General features: G+C 47.1%; 1 protein-coding gene. It reads left to right on the top strand.

Annotation, left to right across the window (positions count from 1 at the left end):
• The coding region (locus R7Z50_RS27830) for a TrkA family potassium uptake protein (RefSeq protein ID WP_318149797.1) at positions 1–609 on the top strand (609 nt) is incomplete at its 5' end.
• Positions 610–675: the final 66 nt, after the last annotated feature.

A 675-nucleotide genomic window follows, 5' to 3' on the forward strand; every position in this document is an offset into this window, starting at 1 on the left:
GCGGTATGTAAAGAATTACAAGATTCTGGGTCACAAGTCTTAGCGGTCGACATCAATGAAGATCGAGTGAAAGAAGCCGCAGGTTTTGTGAGTCAGGCCATTGTGGCAAACTGTACTCATGAAGAAACGGTCGCAGAGCTCAAGCTCGATGATTACGACATGGTGATGATTGCCATTGGTGCAGACGTGAATGCCAGTATTCTTGCTACTCTGATAGCAAAAGAGGCGGGTGTAAAATCGGTATGGGTAAAAGCTAACGACCGATTCCAAGCTCGCGTTCTGCAAAAAATTGGTGCAGACCACATCATCATGCCAGAGCGCGATATGGGCATTCGTGTGGCGCGCAAAATGCTGGATAAACGCGTACTCGAATTTCATCCATTGGGTAGCGGATTAGCGATGACAGAGTTTGTTGTTGGCTCGCGTTTGATGGGTAAAACGTTAAGCGATTTGGCGCTGTGCAAGGTCGAAGGCGTGCAAGTGTTGGGCTTTAAACGTGGCCCTGAAATCATCAAAGCGCCTGATATGAGTACCACGCTTGAAATCGGCGATCTCATTATTGTGGTTGGCCCGCAAGATGCGCTGGCAAATAAATTAAAATCACTATGACGCAGTTTCATCAAAAAGGCGTTTTTTACGCGCCAGATGGTAAACGAGAAAAAGCCAAGGGTAACG

The sequence above is a fragment of the Vibrio sp. 1249-1 genome (assembly GCF_033340495.1).